Source organism: Acidovorax sp. NCPPB 3576 (assembly GCF_028473605.1).
GTDB lineage: Bacteria > Pseudomonadota > Gammaproteobacteria > Burkholderiales > Burkholderiaceae_C > Paracidovorax.
This window is the reverse complement of the sequence record NZ_CP097267.1, coordinates 1,708,519-1,724,100: the sequence shown is the minus strand read 5'-3', so window position 1 is coordinate 1,724,100 and position 15,582 is coordinate 1,708,519. Positions and strand designations below refer to the sequence as shown.

The window sequence follows — 15,582 nt, the reverse complement described above, 5'->3', positions numbered from 1 at the left end:
CCGAAACCACCGGTACCTAGTTTGCATTAGTCGCTCCTTGCTTGCGTAGCAAGAAACTCCGACCGAAGCTCAGCTACAAGGTCCCTCGCTTTCGATTCGATCACACGCGACAAGGCATCAGTCTCATGCTTGTGGGGCGGTCGACGTCTTGTTGAGACTTTGCCCTCATCCAAGGGGAACACACCACTCAAAATGAAAGAGAAGCCCGAGCAGTCTTTGGAATCGGTAAACCCAGCCTCGATGTCGTAGACGTTCCCCTCCCCTAGAAGTTCGGTCGCAGTCCATCCCATCTTGACTATGTAGTAGTCCTCTTCATCGAGTAATTCATTCAGTATCTCTGAGCGACTAACTCCACTGCCGCGCAGGAAGACCCTCTCGACATGGGTCTCTGAGCCATCGTCGTCGCCGTCCTCATCCCCGTCGTCCTCAGCCTCTGGCTTGGCTTTGAACACATACACATCCGTCACATCGCGTCGCACAAAGCTTGGCAATGAACTTGCCAGTTCGTGAAAGAACTTGGAACGCAGCTTGGCCGACGGAATGTCAAAAAGAGCGACGAACACCTTGGTCAGGGGCTCAGATGTTGCCCTCTCAACTTTGGCAAGCAACGTTTCCCGAACTCCATTGAGGTAGTCGTTCTGCGTATTGCGCACAACATAGCCGGCGTCAGACTTGATGAACTCAATGCTGCCATCACGAACTTGGACTTGAGAAAACTCGCTACGCTTGTAGTCGACTTCCGAGTACTGAACCCGGATGGTGATGTTGTCGCCATCGCGCTTGACTTGGACTGTGTCGCCGTTCGCTTCCATTTCTTTCTTCAACTGCTCAACGACACCATGCAGTTCGTCGATGTCACCAACACCCGACACATCCATTGACGTGGTGCGCTCCCGCCTCACTGCCACACCGAGTCTTCCAGCTATCTCTTTGTGATCATAGTAGTCGTGTGTCAATGTGGAAAAGTACTTCGCAAGCTCGTCTCTCGGCGTCTTCTTGCTAACCACGATATTGCGACGTTGAAACAGCTTTACGACAGTCGGCGTATCTACCTTGTGCTGGTTAAGTGCATCAAAAACGTTCTTGTCGCTCGCGTAATAGAGCGATGGGCCATGCGCCCTCTTCTTCATTCCCGCCATCCCATGTCTCCCGGGTTGTAGGTGCTGGTAACGCTCGTGATCCGTTCAATCTGGATCTGACTAAGGATCGCTTCGCGTGCCGGGTCAAAACCCCAAGCCTTCACGTACTTCTTTTGGGCCATACGAAAAACGGACTTGAGGTCATTTGGTGCGTCTGGATGGGTGACGCGTAGCAAGATTCTCTCGCCGGACTCCAACATCTGAAATCTGGACAGACTGTCGAGGAAGTATTCAAACTCTTCTGGGCAGGACGCAGGCGCGTTGTAGTAGATGACATAGCCAGCTGACTGCCCCTCAGTGGCGGCATGCTTGATGATGATGTAAGGTGCCGTCAACGTTTCAACGGTTGCAGACTGCTCCCACACGTCGCCCTGCCGACGTGTCATCACAAGGTCTGGATAGTAGAAGGTATAAGAACTCGGTAACTCGCCTTCGCCTTTCAGCCGAATGATGTCGTTCGCAACACTGTAAAGCCGCTGAATGTCGTGAGGTCCGAGGTAGTGCAGTTGCGTGCCGGGCGCTATCGGCAATGCCTGCAAATTGACTTTATCTACAGCGTCGTAAAACGGTTTGTCATAGCCGTTATCATGGTTGTGAACAAACAGTAGCCCACGGACTTCATGGGCCTCGCCCTCATCGACTGAATACTTGGCTCTCCACGAATCGGAACATCGAGCGCAATCGATCGTCATACACAACGACTTGAATGCGCCCCTTAGTCGGGTAGATGTGATCGAATCTTCTGCATAACTTTTCAAGTCGGTATGCAGATACACAGTTTTCCCGAGATACGGATCTCGATAGTGAAAGACGACATCGCCGGGATGCGTGGCTTTCGGCTTCCCTCCTTCCCCGACGTGTTTTTCGTTTAGACACTCGAAATTGTCGTCAGTCTTTGGATGCGTCGCCCAAAGAAAATGCTTGAAAATGTCCTTCGAAAGGCGTGATGCAATCTCGCCAATGTTGATGGTCTCCGCCACTACCCCTCCTTTTTCCACAACTGCGGCTGGTCAGGATGCAAGCTACGCCTGTCGTAGAGTGTTAGCCCAATTTAAGCACAACGCTATTCGGCTGTCGCTCTGTACCTTCTTCGATCCTGTACTTGATAAGTGAATCGGTCGACCGCCGTGTAGCCGCCCCATGATGCTTGGTCAGATGACCGGCCCCATTTCTCCGAAACATTGATTGCTAGGAAGATGGCCTCCGCCCGAAGAGGAGCACCATGAAGAAGAGTCGATTCAAGGAATAAAAATAGTCGCAATACTGCGCGAAGCAGATCGCACGATGGTGTCCGAGGCCGCCAACAAGCACAAGGTCAGCGACGCCACTATCTACGCGTGGCGCAGAAACTTCGGTCAAATAAGAAGCGGCCTTGATACATCAGAAGACACCATTGCGGTAATGCAATCAAAATCGCCGAACTGTTTTCCATTCGGACCTGACAGGGGCTAACAGCCTCATTGATCGGTCATCAATCTCGACGCTTTACCGGAGGGTGACCGGTAGGTGGCCAGTTGAGCTGATTCAGCCACAAAAATTGACCAACTCTGCAACCACTGCTTAGGAAACGCTCAACACCGAAAGCGCCACCCCAGCGCCCCTCCTCAGCCCAGCCCGCCCTGGCACACATACTTCGTGTACAGGTAATCCTCCAGCCCGTGCGTGGAGCCCTCGCGCCCGTAGCCCGACTCCTTCACGCCCCCGAACGGCGCCGCCTCCGCCGCCAGCGCCCCTTCGTTGATGCCCACGATCCCCGTCTCCAGCGCATCCGCCACGCGCCAGATGCGCCGCACGTCCTGGCTGTAGAAGTACGCGGCCAGCCCGAACGGCGTGTCGTTGGCGGCCGCGATCACTTCTTCTTCACTCTCGAAGCGCGTGAGCGGCGCCACCGGGCCGAACGTCTCCTCGCACGCGCAGGCCATGGTCGCGTCGGCGTTCTCCAGCACCGTGGGGGCGTAGTAGGTGGCGCCCAGGTCGGTGAGGCGCTGGCCGCCCGTGAGCACCTTGGCGCCCTTGGCCACCGCATCCTGCACGTGCCGCTCGATCTTCTCCACCGCCCGGGCGTTGATCATCGGCCCGATCTGCGAGGCGGGGTCGCTCGCCGGCCCGACTTTGAGGGCCGCCACGCGGGCGGTGAGCTTTTGCGCGAACTCGGCGTGGACCTTCGCGTGCACGAACACCCGGTTGGGGCACACGCAGGTCTGGCCGCCGTTTCTGAACTTGGCGGCCATGAAGCCGTCCACGGCGGCGTCCACATCGGCATCCTCGAACACGATGAAGGGGGCGTTGCCGCCCAGCTCCAGCGAGAGCTTCTTGAGCGTGTCCGCACTGCGGCGCGCCAGGTGCTTGCCCACGGGCGTGGAGCCGGTGAAGGTGATCTTGCGCACGCGCGGATCATCGAGCCACACGTCCACCACCTCGGGCGTCTTCTCGCGCGAGGCGGTGACGATGTTCAGCACGCCCGCAGGCACCCCTGCCTCGTGCGCGAGCAGCACCAGGGCGAGCGACGTGAGGGGCGTGTCCTCGGCCGGCTTGCAGACCACGGTGCAGCCGGCGGCCAGGGCCGGGGCGATCTTGCGGGCGATCATCGCGGCGGGGAAGTTCCAGGGCGTGATGGCGGCCACCACCCCCACGGGTTCCTTCAGGGCGAACATGCGCCGGCCGGGCACGGGGGCGGGGATGACCTCGCCGTTCATGCGCGTGGCCTGTTCGCCGAACCATTCGATGTAGCTGGCGGCGTAGGCCACCTCGCCCTTGCCCTCGGCCAGGGGCTTGCCCTGCTCCAGGGAGATCAAGGCGCCCAGGTCGTCCTGGTGGGCCAGCACCCGATCGTTCCAGCGCTTGATGATGGCCGCGCGCTGCTTGGCCGGCACCTGGCGCCAGGAAGGAAAGGCGGCATGGGCGGCGTCCAGCGCGGCCCGGGCCTCGGGGGCGCCGGAGTCGGGCACTTCGGCAATGACAGTGCCGGTGGCCGGGTCGGTCACGGGCAGCCGTGCGCCGGGGCCGGGGTGCCAGTGCCCGGCGATGAAGTTGGCGCTGCGGATCAGGTCGGGGCGGTGGAGATTCAGGGGCAGGGTCAGGGGCATGGGAGGGGCCGGGAAGGAGGCAGAAGGGAGGCGGAAGGGAGGCAAAAAGGGGTTTGAATGAAATCGGGCTCCAGCGCATATAACACTAGGGCATCGTGCTACAAATTCAATAGCAAATAGGAAGCAGGGCCGATGGGCTAGCGCCTGGCGATGCACGCGGCGATGGCCTCGCCCACCTGCGTGGTGCTGGCTGTGCCCCCCAAATCCGGCGTCTTCGGCCCGGTCTTGATGACCTCTTCGATCGCCGCCACGATGGCATCGTGCGCTTGCCTTCCCGCGCCCTGGCCTTGCGTCAGAAAGTCCAGCATCAGCGCGCCCGACCAGATCATGGCAATCGGGTTGGCGATGTTTTGGCCGTAGATGTCCGGCGCCGAGCCGTGCACAGGCTCGAACAGGCTGGGGAAGGTGCGTTCGGGGTTCAGGTTGGCCGAAGGCGCCAGGCCGATGGTGCCGGTGGTGGCCGGCCCCAGGTCGCTGAGGATGTCGCCGAACAGGTTGGTGGCGGCCACGACGTCGAAGCGCCCGGGCTGCAGCACGAAGCGCGCGGTGAGGATGTCGATGTGCTGCTTGTCCAGCGTGACTTCGGGGTAGCCCTTGGCGATGTCGTCGGCACGGGCATCCCACCAGGGCATGCTGATGGCGATGCCGTTGCTCTTGGTGGCGAGGGTGACGTGCTTCTTGGCGCGGCTTTGCGCCAGGTCGAAGGCGAACTTCAAGAGGCGGTTGGCGCCGTGGCGGGAATAGACCGATTCCTGGATGACGATCTCGCGGTCGGTGCCCTCGTACATGATGCCGCCCAGCGACGTGTATTCGCCCTCGGTGTTCTCGCGCACGACGAAGTAGTCGATGTCGCCGGGCTTCCTGCCTGCCAGGGGGCATGGCACGCCTTCGAAGAGGCGCACGGGGCGCAGGTTGATGTACTGGTCGAACTCGCGGCGGAACTTGAGCAGCGAGCCCCACAGGGACACGTGGTCGGGCACGGTGGCGGGCCAGCCGACGGCGCCGAAGAAGATGGCGTCCACGCCGGCGAGCTGGGCCTTCCAGTCGTCGGGCATCATTTTTCCGTGGGCGGCGTAGTAGTCGCAGCTGGCCCAGTCGATGGTGCGGCATTCCAGCTCGAAGCCGAAGCGCTCGGCGGCGGTCTGGATGGCCCGCAGGCCTTCGGGCATGACTTCCTTGCCGATGCCGTCTCCGGGGATCACGGCGATGCGGAAGATGGGGTGCATGGGGTGTCTCCGGTAGGGATCGCCTTCTTGTCAGGCCGCTGCGGCCAGCACGGCCGGTGCGCCGGCCCTCTCCTCCAGCCAGCCCTGGCGCAGCTCGGGCACCGAGCGCGCCAGCAGTTCGTAATACGGGTGGTGCGGCCCGCGGTCGTAGTCGGCGCGCGCCACCTGCGCCAGTTTGCGGCCATGCTGCATGACGACGATCTCGTCGCACACGGAGCGCACGGTGTGCAGGTCGTGGCTGATGAAGAGGTACGACACGCCCAGCTCGCGCCGCAGCTCGGCCATCAGGTCGAGCACGGCGGCGCCCACGACGGTGTCGAGGGCGGAGGTCACCTCGTCGCACAGGATCAGGTCGGGGTCGGCCGCGAGCGCGCGGGCCAGGTTGACCCGCTGCTTCTGCCCGCCCGACAGGCCGCCGGGCAGGCGATCCGCCACGCTGTGCGGCAGCTTGACCAGGTCGAGCAGCTCGCGGATGCGCCGCTGCAGCGCCTCGCCCTTCAAGCCTTTGTAGAACTGCAGCGGCCGGGCCAGGATGCGCTCGATGGTGTGCGAGGGGTTGAGGGCCGTGTCGGCCATCTGGAACACGATCTGGATGCGGCGCAGCTCTTCCTTGGTGCGGGAACCCAGCGTGGTCTTGAGCTCCGAGTTGCCGAACAGCATGGTGCCGTGCCAGGGCTGGATGAGCCCGGCGATGGCGCGCGCCAGCGTGGTCTTGCCCGAGCCCGATTCGCCGATGACGCCGATGGCCTGGCCGCGGTAGAGCTTGAAGCTGATGTCTTCCAGGATGAGCGCGGCGGGGCGGCCGGTGGCGTCGGTCGGGCCGTAGCCGGCGGACAGGTCGCGCACATCGAGCAGCAGCTCGCCCTCGCCCCGGCAGTGCTCGGCCACGCGCGGCGTGGGGCGCGCGGCGGCCAGCAGGCACCGGGTGTACTGGTGGGCCGGGGCGGCGAGGATGTGCGCGGTGGTGTCCACCTCCTGCATCTGGCCGTTGCGCAGCACGAGGATGTGGTCAGCCATTTGCGCCACCACGGCGAGGTCGTGGCTCACATAGACGGCGGTGGCGCGGCGTTCGCGCACCACGCGGCGAAAGGCGAGCAGCACCTCGATCTGCGTGGTCACGTCCAGCGCGGTGGTGGGCTCGTCGAGGATGACGAGGTCGGGGTCGGTGATGAGCGCCATGGCGGCCATCAGCCGCTGCAGTTGCCCGCCCGAGACCTGGTGGGGGTAGCGGTCGCCGATGGTGTCCGGATCGGGCAGCGCGAGTTCGCGGAACAGCTGCACCGCCTTGGCCTCGGCCTCGGCGCGCTTCATGCTGCCGTGGATGCGGGTGGGCTCGACCACCTGGTCCATGATGGTGCGCGAGGGGTTGAACGACGCGGCGGCGCTCTGCGCGATGTAGGCCACGGTGCGCCCGCGCAGCGCGCGCTGGGCGGCGGGCGCCAGGTGCAGCACATCGACGTCGCCGATGCGCACGCTGCCGCCGGAGATGGTGCAGCCGTGCCGTGCATAGCCCATCAGCGCGAGCGCCGTGGTGGTCTTGCCGGAGCCGGATTCGCCGATGAGCGCCAGCACCTCGCCGGGCGCGATTTGAAAGCTCAGAGCATCGACCAGCGTCTGGTCGCCCGCGGTGATACTCAGGTCTTTGACGACAACGGATGCCCCCATGTTCAACGCCCTCCGCGTTCGCGGGCCGCGCGGCCCGGCAGGTTGTCGATGACGAGATTGACCGCGATGGTCAGGCTGGCGATGGCCAGCGCCGGCGCGATGACCGAGGCGCCGGCGTCGGGCAGCGCGCCGATGTTCTCGCGCACGAGCGACCCCCAGTCGGCCGCGGGCGGCTGGATGCCCAGGCCCAGGAAGCTCAGGCCGGCCAGCAGCAGCACGACGTACACGAAGCGCAGCCCCAGGTCGGCCAGCATGGGGCCGACGATGTTGGGCAGGATCTCGCGCAGCATGATGTAGAGCGTGCCCTCGCCGCGCGTGCGCGCCACGGTGACGTAGTCGAGCGCATTGATGTTGACGGCCAGCGACCGCGCGATGCGGTAGGCGCCCGGGATGTAGATGACCGCCGCCGTGGCCACCAGCATGGCCACGGACGAACCGAAGCCAGCCACCAGGATCAGCGCGAACATCTTGCTGGGAATGGCAGTGATGGTGTCCAGTGCGCGGCTCAGCACGGTGTCCACCTTGCCGCCCATGGCGGCGGCGAACAGCGCCAGGGCCGTGCCCGTGCCGCTGGCCAGCAGGGTGGCCAGCAGGGCCACGCCCACGGTGTAGCGCGCGCCGTCGATCACGCGCGCCAGCATGTCGCGGCCCAGGTAATCGGTGCCCAGCCAGTGTTGGGCGCTGATGGGCGCGAACACGTCGGAGCCGCCGCCCGCCTGCAGCGGGCCCGGCAGCAGCACGGGGCCGGCCAGGGCGGCCAGCATCCAGCACAGCAGCACCGCCAGGCCGATCAGGCCGGAGACGCCGAATCCCGAGAGCCAGCGGCGCACCGGGTGGCGCGGCGTGGCGGGGGCGCCGGGCGGGCTGGAAGGGTGGGTCAGGGAATCCATGGGGCGGCCCTTCGGTGTGGTCAGCGGTGGCGCAGGCGCGGGTTGGCGAGGATGCCGCACACGTCGGCCGCCGTCACCAGGATCAGGTAGCCCGCGCAGAAGATCATGGCGCAGGTCTGCACCAGCGGCATGTCGCGCTGGGTCACGCCATCGACCATGAGCTTGGCGATGCCGGGGTAATTGAAGATGGTCTCGATGATGATCACGCCGCCCAGCAGGTACGACAGCGACAGCGCCACGGCGTTGGCGATCGGCCCGATGGCGTTGGGCAGCGCGTGGGCCATGACCATGCGCAGGGGCGAGGCGCCCTTCAGGCGCACCATCTCGATGTAGGGCGCCTCCAGCTGGTCGATGACGGCGGCGCGGCTCATGCGCATCATTTGCGCGACGATCACGCAGCACAGGCTGAGCACGGGCATGGCGAAGGCCCGCAGCATCTGCCCCACCGATTCGATGTCGCTCGCATAGGACAGCGCGGGCAGCCATTTGAGCTTGACGGCGAACACCAGCACCGCCAGCGTGGCCACCAGGAACTCGGGCACGGACACCACGGCCACCGCCGCCGACGAGGCCAGGCGGTCGAACCACGAGCCGCGCCACACGGCCGAGGCGATGCCCAGGGTGAGCGCGATGGGCACCGAGAACAGCGCGGTCACGGCCGCCAGCAGCAGCGAATTGGGCAGTCGGCTGGCCACCAGCTCGCCCACCGGCATCTGCGTGGTGACCGACTGGCCCAGGTCGCCGCGCACGATGCCGCCCAGCCAGCGCAGGTAGCGCAGCGGGGCCGGCACGTCCAGCCCCATCTGGGCGCGCAGCGCGGCGAGGGCCTCGACCGTGGCGTCCTGGCCCAGCTGCTCCTGCGCGGCATCGCCCGGCAGCACGGCGGTGATCGAGAAAACGATCACCGAGACCGCCAGCAGGGACAGCAGCGCCAGCAGGATCCGCTGGACCAGGAGCTTGAGAATCACACGGTTCATGGCGCGGCGGCTTCCAGTGCTCGGGGCGTGCGGGGCGTCAGGCTTCGAGCCAGACGTGCTCGGCGAAAGAGTAGCCCATCAGGCCGCCCAGCGGAATCGGGGACAAGCCCTTGAGCTTGGTGGAATGTCCGTCGATGCTGGCCAGGAACAGCGGAATGCCGATGCCCGCGTCCTGGTGGATCATGGTCTGCATGTCGGCGTACATCTGGCGGCGCTTGGCCAGATCGGTCTCGGCGCGCGAGGCCAGCAGCAGCTGGTCGAACTGCGGGCTCTTCCAGCGCGACTCGTTCCAGGCCGCGTCGGACTTGAAGAACTGGGTCAGGATGGTGTCGGCGCTGGGGCGCGGGTTCACGTTGCCGAAGCCCACCGGGCTGTTGAGCCAGTGGTTGGACCAGTAGCCGTCGGCCGGCATGCGCTTGATGTCCAGGTCCAGGCCGATGCGCTGGACCGACTGCTGCAGCAGCAGCGCGGTTTCGGTCGAGTACATGGCGGCCGGCGAGGTGACCACCGGCACCTTGCCCGTCACGCCCGACTTCTGCAGGTGGAACTTGGCCTTGTCAAGATCGAACGCGCGCTGCGGCAGGTCCTTGAAGTAGAAGCGGTTGGTGGGGTCGATGGGCTGGTCGTTGGCGATGACGGCGTAGTCGAGTGCGATGCTCTTTTTCATCTGCTCGCGGTCGAACAGGTACTTCATCGCCAGGATGAAGTCGGGGTTGGCGCCCGGGCCCATGTCCTTGCGCAGGATGAGGTCGGAGTACTGGCCCGACTGCGTGGTGAAGATGGCATAGCCGGGCGTGCCCTTGACCCGTGCCACGGCGCGCGGGTTGACCGAGGCCACCAGGTCCATGCCGCCGGACAGCAGCGCGTTCACGCGGGCGCTCTCGTCGCCGATGCCCACGAATTCGATCTCATCCAGGTAGGGCTTGCCGGGCTTCCAGTAGGCGTCGTTGCGCACCATCAGCGACCGCACGCCGGGCTTGAACTCCTTGAGCTTGTAGGGGCCGGTGCCGATGCCGGCGTTGAAGTCGGTGGTGCCTTCCTTGACGATGTGGAAGTGGAAGGTGCCCAGGATGACCGGCAGGTCGGCGTTGGGCGCGCTCAGCTCGATGGTCACCTCGTTCGGGCCCGAGGCCTTGACGGTTTCGATCTGGTCGGCCAGCACCTTGGCCTTGGAGGCCGTGGCCGGGTCCTTGTGGCGCAGGATGGAGAACACCACGTCGGCCGGCGACAGGGCCTTGCCGTCATGGAAGGTGACGCCCTTGCGCAGGGTGAACACCCAGGTCTTGGCGTCCTGCGTGGCGGACGATTCGGCCAGCGCGGGCTGCGGCGTGAGCGAGCCGTCCAGCACGAACAGGCCGTTGTAGAGCATGGTGCCGCGCGAGTAGTCGGTCTGGTTGGACTGCTTGGCCGGGTCCAGCGTGTCGGTGGCCGCGGCCGTGGCGCCGGCCACGCGGATGCGGCCGCCGCGGCGGGGCGTCTGCGCATGCGCGGTGACCGCCATGCCCGCCAGGCCGCCGGCCAGCGTGGCCTGCATGCCGCCCGCCATCAGCATGGCGAGCACGTCGCGGCGCGTGGCGCCCCGCCGCAGCGAGTCCATCACGCGAAGGCTTTCTTGGGGACCGACGAGGGTGTCGAACGGGGTGCGGCTGTCGCTCATGGTGATGCTCCTGTGACGGGTGGCAGTGAGGGGGTGAACGGGGATCTTGGAATGGTGCGAATCAAGGGAAGGTGGCAGGCGCCCGCAAGGGCGTCAGGCCAGCCGGTCCTTCAGGCGGTAGTACAGCCCCACCGCCGGCAGGAACCACGGCGGGCCGAAGTGGCCGGGCACGGCGGGCCAGTCGCGGCCCCGCCAGGGATTGGCCTGCCCGTCGCCGGCCATCACGGCGGCCATGCGCTCGCCCATGTGCACCGACATCTGCGTGCCGTGGCCGCTGTAGCCCATGGAATAGAACAGGCCATCGCGCTCGCCGGCGTGCGGCAGGCGGTCCTGCGTCATGTCCACCAGACCGCCCCAGCAGTGGTCGATGCGCACGCGGCCCAGTTGCGGGAAGGTCTGCGCCAGGCCGGCGCGCAGGATCTCGCCGCTGGCGGCGTCCTGCTGCGGGCTGGAAATGGCAAAGCGCGCCCGGCCGCCGAACACCAGCCGGTGGTCGGCCGTGAGGCGGAAGTAGTGGTGGATGTTGGCGATGGTGACGTAGGTGCGCCGCTCGGCCAGCAGGGCCTGCGCGCGCGCCGCGCCCAGCGGCTCGGTCACCACGATGAAGCTGCCGATGGGCACGATGCGCCGGCGCAGCCAGCCGAACGTGCCGTAGCCGCCATGGCGCGAGGCGCCGGTGGCCAGCAGCACCTGGCTGGCCTGCACCGCGCCGCGCGCGGTGTGCAGCCGGTGCACCTGGCCCTGCACGCGCTCGATGCGGTCCACGCAGGTGCCGGTGTGGATCTGCGCGCCCTGGCGCTGGGCGGCCAGGGCCAGCCCCTGGGCGAACCGCCCCATGTGCATCTGCGCGCTGCGCCGGTACAGCAGCCCGCCTTCGAAGCGGTCGCTCTGCACTTCGGCGCGCACCCGGGCAGCGTCGAGGATCTCCACGTCGGTATCGACCCCGTCGGCGATGAGCCGCTCGGCACTGCGCCGCAGCGCCTCCAGGTGGTGGGGCCGGGTGGCGAGCTTGAGCTTGCCGTGGCGCAGGAAATCGCAGTCGATGGCCTCGTCACGCACGATGCGGGCGACGGTGTCCACCGCGGCGTCGTAGGCGTGGTACCAGTCGCGCGCCTGGGGCACGCCGACCTTGGCGGCCACCTCGGCGTAGTCCACCGCCAGGCCGTTGTTGACGTGGCCGCCGTTGCGGCCCGATGCCTCGGGCGCCACGGTGGCGCCCGCCTCCAGCACCGCCACGCTCGCGCCGCGCCGGGCCAGGGCCAGGGCGGCCGACAGCCCGGTGAAGCCCGCGCCGACGATGGCGACATCGACCTGCCGCGGCAGATCGTGCGGTGCCAGCGCCAGCGGCGGGACCGAATCGTTCCAGTAGGACTCGAGCTTCATGGCAGGGGGCGTGCGGGCTGGGTGGAAGAAAAAGCCGCTCAGAGGCCGACGACACCCGGCAGTCCGCCGATGTCTTCGATCTCCACATAGTGGTAGGCCGGGTTGCCCGGGCCGTGGCCTCGGTTCACGAACACCTTGTTCTTGATGCCGATGTCGTCGGCCGACATCAGGTCGTAGCGCAGGCTGGAGGACACGTGCAGCACGTCCTGCGGGCCGCAGCCCAGCGAGTCGAGCATGTATTCGAACGCCTTCAGGCGCGGCTTGTAGGCCTGGGCCTGCTGCGCGGTGTACACGCGGTGGAACGGCGCGCCGAGCATGGCGACGTTCTTCTGGATCTGGTCGTCGGAGGCGTTGGACAGGATCACCAGCGGGATCTCCTTGGCGACCTTGGCCAGGCCCGCGGGCACGTCGGCATGCGGGTCCCAGGTGGGCACGGCGTCGTAGAACTTCTGGCCGTCGGCGTCCAGGTACTGGATCTTCCACTGCTTGCACAGGCGGCGCACGGCATTCTTGAGCACCGCTTCGTAGGGCTTCCAGTCGCCCAGCACTTCGTCGAAGCGGTAGGCGCTGAAGTCAGCGATGAACTGCTCCATGCGCTCGGCCGGAATGCGGTCGGCGAAGAGTTCACGCGTCATCTCGCCCATGCGAAAGCGGGTGAGCGTGCCGTAGCAGTCGAAGGTCACGTACTTGGGACGGAAGGTCATGGTCTCGGAATCCTCGGGTTGGGCCGGTCACCGACCGGGGCGGTTCGCAGCGCCTTATTTGGCGTTTGCGACAGTGTCATTACGAAGTGATTGAAGCACGCGGTTTCGCGGGTGTCATAGGGAAATACAGGGGTGCGGCACGCGAAAGCTGCGGTTTGCCAGGGGCCTTGCGGCATGCCGTGCGGTCTGCACCGCCGGCGTGCAACCGTGCACCGTTAGTGCGCCGCAGCAAAGTCGATGAGCACGCTTTTGAAGCGCAGGTTCGCCTCCACCGCCTGGCGGCCCAGGTCCTTGCCGATGCCGGACTGGTGGTAGCCGCCGGTGGGAATGACGAAGTCCGCGCTGCGTCCGTAGCGGTTGATCCAGACCGTGCCCGCGCTGATGCCGCGCATGGCGCGCAGCGCGCGGCCGATGTCGGCGGTGTGCACGCCGGCCGCCAGGCCGTAGTGCGCGTGCCCGGCCAGGGCCAGCCCCTCTTCCTCGGTGTCGAAGGTCTGCACCGTGAGCACGGGGCCGAAGATCTCTTCCTGCACGGCGGGGCTGTCGGCCGCCACGCCTTCGAGCAGCGTCGGCTGGAAATACGCGCCACCCGCCACGCCGCCGGCCACGTCGTCGAACAGCCCCCCGCCGCAGCGCAGCTGCGCGCCCGCGTCGCGCGCGCGCTCCACGATGTCCAGGATGCGCGCGGCCTGCGGCGCCGAGATGATGGGCGGCAGCGTGGCGGTGTCGTCCCAGGTGGCGCCGGGCCGCAGCGCGGCGAACCGTGCGCCGATGCGCTCCACCAGTTCCGCCGCGATGCCGCGCTGCACGATGAGCCGCGACCCCGCCACGCACACCTGGCCCGCGTTGCCGGTGATGGCGCCGGCGATGAGGCCGGCCAGCCGGTCGATGTCGGGCGCGTCGTCGAAGACGAGCTGCGGGCTCTTGCCGCCCAGCTCCAGCGTGACGGGCTTGGGGCCCTGCAGCGCACAGGTGGCCATGATGGCGGCGCCCGTGCGCGTCGATCCGGTGAAGGTCATCTTGGCGATCCGGGGGTGCCGCGTGAGCGCATCGCCGGTGGTGCGGCCATCGCCCTGCACCACGTTGAAGAGCCCGGGCGGCACGCCCGCCTCCACCGCCAGCTGGGCCAGCCGCACGGCGGAAAACGGCGTCATCTCGGACGGCTTGAGCACCACCGCGTTGCCTGCGGCCAATGCAGCGCCCACCTTCCACGACATCATCACCAGCGGGAAATTCCACGGCGTGATGGCACCCACCACGCCGTAGGGCTCGGCCACCACCATGCCCAGGTGGTCGTGCCGCGTGGCGGCCACCTCGCCGCCGAGCTTGTCGGCGTACTCGGCAAAAAAGCGCAGCCCTTCGGCCGTGAAGGGCACATCCCACGCCGCGGCATCGCGCACCGGCCGCGTGGAGCACACGGCCTCCAGCGGCGCCAGCTGCAGGCCGTCGGCCTCGATCATGTCGGCCCAGCGGCGCAGCACGCGGGCGCGCTCCCGCGGGGCGCGCCGCGCCCAGTCGGTGGTGCGCCAGGCCTGCCACGCATCCTGCACCGCGGCGTCCACGGTGGCGGCATCGGCCAGCGGCAGGTCGGCATGCCATTGGCCGTCGGAGGGGCGCAGCACGGCGATGCGGCCGGCATCGGGCACGAGGCGCCCGCCAATGAAGTGGCCGGCGGGAACGGCGATGGACCGGGGATCGAAAAGCAGCATGGAACAAGGGGCGCGCAAGGGCCTGCGCACCGTTGGAAAAAGGTGCTTCGATGCTAGGCAGGAAGCCCCAGCATTTGTGCCCGTAACGCCCCGCGGCACCGCAGCGAATTGCAAAACGCACGCGCCCCGCAGACGAAGCTTGCAAGTTGCGGGCAAACCCGAATTCGGGGTGGTGCGGCCTGCCGATGTCGTCCAAGATAGACGCCCAATCCCTTCGCAACGAGGACGCCGCCCATGCTCTCCACCGCCCTGCCCGCCACCCCCGCCACCGCCGAGGACGGCGTGCTGCTGCGCCCCATGACGCCCGACGACCTGCCGCAGGCGCAGGCGCTGTCGGCCGAACTGCGCTGGCCGCACCGGCTGGCCGACTGGGAGCAGGTGTTCGCGCATTCCGAGGGCCTCGTGGCCGAGCGCGACGGGCAGACCATCGCCACCGCCCAGCGCTGGAAGTGGGGCGATCGGCACGCCACCATCGGGCTGGTGCTCGTCACCCCGGCCTGCCAGGGCCGCCGCATCGGCCACCGCCTGATGACCACGCTGCTCGACGGCCTGGACGGCCACACGGTGCTGCTGCATGCCACCGCCGAAGGGCGCGGCCTGTACGAGCGCCTGGGCTTCGTGCGCACGGGCGAGGTGCGCCAGCACCAGGGCGTGGCCCGGCCCACGCCGCTGATCGCCCTGCCGCCAAGCTGGCGCCTGCGCCCCTCCGGCCTGAACGAGGCGGCCGCGTTGCACCGGCTCGACGCCCAGGCGCGCGGCATGCCGCGCGATGCGCTCATCGACGACCTGCTGGCGCGCAGCGATGCCTGCGTGGTGCTGGACCACGATGGCGAGCAGCGCGGCTTCGCGCTGCTGCGGCGCTTCGGCCGCGGGCATGCCATCGGCCCCGTGGTGGCACCGGATGCGGAAAGCGCCAAGGCGCTGATCGCCCACCTGGCGGGCATGAACGCCGGCCACTTCACGCGCATCGACATCGATTTCGACAGCGGCCTGGCCGAGTGGCTGGAGAGCATCGGCCTGCTGCGCGTGGACGCGCCCACCACCATGGTGCGCGGCGGCACCCTGCCCACCGCATCGGACGCCCCGCACGGCACACCGCGGCTGTTCGCCCTGGCCACCCAGGCGCTGGGCTGAGCCCGCCCCTTT

13 protein-coding genes are annotated in these 15,582 nt (G+C 67.0%); 2 read left to right on the top strand and 11 right to left on the bottom strand.

The genetic code is table 11. The features are described from left to right. Positions 1 to 26 precede the first annotated feature (26 nt). Positions 27 to 1,139: a hypothetical protein gene (locus tag M5C98_RS07930; protein ID WP_272552050.1), complete on the bottom strand. Its 1,113-nt coding sequence runs from the start codon at positions 1,137 to 1,139 to the stop codon at positions 27 to 29. After that, positions 1,127 to 2,119 carry a hypothetical protein gene (locus M5C98_RS07925; RefSeq protein WP_272552047.1) on the bottom strand — a complete coding sequence of 331 codons (993 nt, stop codon included), beginning with the start codon at positions 2,117 to 2,119 and terminating at the stop codon, positions 1,127 to 1,129. Before M5C98_RS07925 ends, M5C98_RS07930 begins: the two co-directional genes overlap by 13 nt. A gap of 304 nt (positions 2,120 to 2,423) precedes the next feature. Between M5C98_RS07925 and M5C98_RS24770 the strand changes: the two genes are divergently transcribed. Next, positions 2,424 to 2,591, top strand: coding sequence for a hypothetical protein (locus M5C98_RS24770; RefSeq protein ID WP_442867244.1), 168 nt, complete (start codon positions 2,424 to 2,426; stop codon positions 2,589 to 2,591). A gap of 152 nt (positions 2,592 to 2,743) precedes the next feature. On the opposite strand, the gene M5C98_RS07920 is transcribed toward M5C98_RS24770, so the two are convergent. The 9 genes from M5C98_RS07920 to M5C98_RS07880 form a co-directional block, all read right to left on the bottom strand. Beyond that, positions 2,744 to 4,213 carry an NAD-dependent succinate-semialdehyde dehydrogenase gene (locus tag M5C98_RS07920; protein WP_442867276.1) on the bottom strand — a complete coding sequence of 490 codons (1,470 nt, stop codon included), beginning with the start codon at positions 4,211 to 4,213 and terminating at the stop codon, positions 2,744 to 2,746. A 149-nt stretch (positions 4,214 to 4,362) separates the two neighbouring features. Further along, the gene (locus M5C98_RS07915) at positions 4,363 to 5,451 is read right to left on the bottom strand and encodes a tartrate dehydrogenase (RefSeq protein WP_272552045.1); all 1,089 of its coding nucleotides are present in this window, start codon (positions 5,449 to 5,451) and stop codon (positions 4,363 to 4,365) included. A gap of 30 nt (positions 5,452 to 5,481) precedes the next feature. Beyond that, positions 5,482 to 7,116 (bottom strand): ABC transporter ATP-binding protein, encoded by a 1,635-nt coding sequence (locus M5C98_RS07910; protein WP_272552044.1) that lies wholly within the window; start codon positions 7,114 to 7,116, stop codon positions 5,482 to 5,484. Between the two features lie 2 nt (positions 7,117 to 7,118). Next, positions 7,119 to 8,006 carry an ABC transporter permease gene (locus M5C98_RS07905; RefSeq protein ID WP_272552043.1) on the bottom strand — a complete coding sequence of 296 codons (888 nt, stop codon included), beginning with the start codon at positions 8,004 to 8,006 and terminating at the stop codon, positions 7,119 to 7,121. 20 nt (positions 8,007 to 8,026) lie between these two features. Next, positions 8,027 to 8,983 carry an ABC transporter permease gene (locus M5C98_RS07900; RefSeq protein ID WP_272552041.1) on the bottom strand — a complete coding sequence of 319 codons (957 nt, stop codon included), beginning with the start codon at positions 8,981 to 8,983 and terminating at the stop codon, positions 8,027 to 8,029. Between the two features lie 37 nt (positions 8,984 to 9,020). Further along, positions 9,021 to 10,640 (bottom strand): ABC transporter substrate-binding protein, encoded by a 1,620-nt coding sequence (locus M5C98_RS07895; RefSeq protein ID WP_272552040.1) that lies wholly within the window; start codon positions 10,638 to 10,640, stop codon positions 9,021 to 9,023. 93 nt (positions 10,641 to 10,733) lie between these two features. After that, on the bottom strand, positions 10,734 to 12,023 hold the full coding sequence (locus M5C98_RS07890) for an NAD(P)/FAD-dependent oxidoreductase (RefSeq protein WP_272552039.1): 1,290 nt from the start codon (positions 12,021 to 12,023) through the stop codon (positions 10,734 to 10,736). Positions 12,024 to 12,061: 38 nt separating this feature from the next. Continuing rightward, entirely contained in the window at positions 12,062 to 12,727 is a 666-nt protein-coding gene (locus M5C98_RS07885) for a haloacid dehalogenase type II (RefSeq protein WP_272552038.1), read from the bottom strand. Between the two features lie 215 nt (positions 12,728 to 12,942). Continuing rightward, on the bottom strand, positions 12,943 to 14,436 hold the full coding sequence (locus M5C98_RS07880; protein ID WP_272552037.1) for an aldehyde dehydrogenase family protein: 1,494 nt from the start codon (positions 14,434 to 14,436) through the stop codon (positions 12,943 to 12,945). 234 nt (positions 14,437 to 14,670) lie between these two features. On the opposite strand from M5C98_RS07880, the gene M5C98_RS07875 reads away from it, so the two are divergent. Then, positions 14,671 to 15,570 carry a GNAT family N-acetyltransferase gene (locus M5C98_RS07875; RefSeq protein ID WP_272552036.1) on the top strand — a complete coding sequence of 300 codons (900 nt, stop codon included), beginning with the start codon at positions 14,671 to 14,673 and terminating at the stop codon, positions 15,568 to 15,570. The last annotated feature ends 12 nt before the right edge of the window (positions 15,571 to 15,582 follow it).